General features: G+C 68.6%; 2 protein-coding genes. Both read left to right on the forward strand.

The features are described from left to right. The first annotated feature begins 107 nt into the window (after positions 1-107). Positions 108-467: a hypothetical protein gene (locus BQ17_RS04435; RefSeq protein ID WP_089724638.1), complete on the forward strand. Its 360-nt coding sequence runs from the start codon at positions 108-110 to the stop codon at positions 465-467. A 61-nt stretch (positions 468-528) separates the two neighbouring features. Then, complete coding sequence (locus tag BQ17_RS04440) at positions 529-1623, forward strand: hypothetical protein (RefSeq protein ID WP_141699095.1); 1095 nt, start codon at positions 529-531, stop codon at positions 1621-1623. Positions 1624-1665 lie beyond the last annotated feature (42 nt).

Consider the following 1665-nt stretch of genomic DNA (forward strand, 5'->3'; position numbering starts at 1 on the left):
TGCAGCAGCGGCTACGAGTTTCCGAGACACTCCGCGGCGCGGAGCTTCTGCGTTCCCACGCGGCGCGTGGGAACGAGCAGCAAGGCTAGAAAAACAATCGATCCGCTATGCTGGCACCCGTGACCCCCGGCGACGACCCGCGTCTGGCACAGCTCCTCAGGCGCCTACCCGACCTGGGCCTACCCGTGTTGCCGCTGGATTACGAACGCATCGCCCGGATCTTCGCCCCCGGTCGTCGGCTGGAATGGACCGCCGCCCGCGAGCTCCTGGTCGCCTTACTGGCCAAGGACGCGGAGCAACGCTATCTCATACGCCGTGAATTTCGCCGCCAGCTACCGCTGGTAGAAGAGGAAAAAGCGGAGGAAACACCGCCCGTGGGCGATGTGCCCGCCACCGTGCGCGGCAGTGCCGAGGCCGGCTTTCCCGAGCTGCACTTCGCCCGCGCCCGCTACGAGCGTGAGGTCTGACTCTGGCTCGACAGCCGCCTGCGCACCCGCGAGGCCGTCGCCCTAGCCGATCAGATAGCGCGTGAGCTCACGCGTGCCGGGTTGCGGGTACGCCGCGCGACCTTCCCGGCCCTACCTACCCGTCAAGCTCCGCTTCGCTACCCGCGAGCAGGCCTCACCATTCGATCTCGAGGCCGCCACCCGGCAGGCCCTGGTTGCCCTGTTCACCGACGGCACCGGGATCGCCCACACCCTGGACGGCACCGAGAGTGACCAAGCAGCGGGGCTGGAGCACGCCCTGCGTGAGCTGCGGACCTGGCCGCGCCTGTGCCTGGTGGATTTCTCCCCGCCGGAGCTCGACCTCCCGGATCTGGCCGCCCGCCTCGGCCTCACCTGCATCGCCCCCGCTGGGCTCCCCGCCTGGCCGGCGGGACGCGAGACACCCGGACCGCTGAGCGACCCGCTGCCGATCACGGATCTGGAGACACGCCTGTGGGCCACCGCCTGTGCCCTGCCGCGCCTACCGGTGACCCTGGCCCAGGCCCGTGATCTCTATCAGGCACTCGGGCTGCCACCGGCCTGGCGACTGCCGGCACCGACGGCCGGCTACAGGGGTGCCGACGGCATCCGCTTCAGTGACGGCGAGCGCCGGGGTTTGCTTGCTGATCTCGCCCGCTGGGTGCGGGAAGACGGCCCCAGCAGTAAGGCCGACCGCTGTTTGAAGACCGCACTCGATTTCTGGGAGACCCGTCTCGCCGCCAACACCGCAAACCTGGAGCAGCTGCACACACCACCCCCGGCACACGCTGGGAGGACGGCGGTGCCGACCACGAACAGGCCATTGAGCGCCAGCTGCTCAGCCTGTGGTGGGGCGATCAGCGCACGGCCCAGGCCGTGCGTGATCTCTGGGACCGCTACCAGCTCTACGACCATAACGACCAGGATTTGCAGCGATTCAAGCGGCGAATCCGTGAGCGTCTGGAGGAGCTCAGCGCCTATGGCCTCGCAGGCACGGAGGGCGACGGGCGTATCGTCTTACCCTGGCATTGGCGGCAGCTCCCGGAAGTTAACGGCGAGCCAGCCGGCACCGGCCACCAGCGCCTACTGCGTATGGGCTTCGCCGGTGCCGAGCCCGGCGGGCGTAAGAGACTGTCTAAAAAGGGACCGTAGGCCGTAGGCTGGGTTGCGGCCAGGGATGGCCAAAACCCAGCAATAACCA

This window comes from Candidatus Thiosymbion oneisti, from assembly GCF_900092655.1.
Lineage (GTDB): Bacteria > Pseudomonadota > Gammaproteobacteria > Chromatiales > Chromatiaceae > Thiosymbion > Thiosymbion oneisti.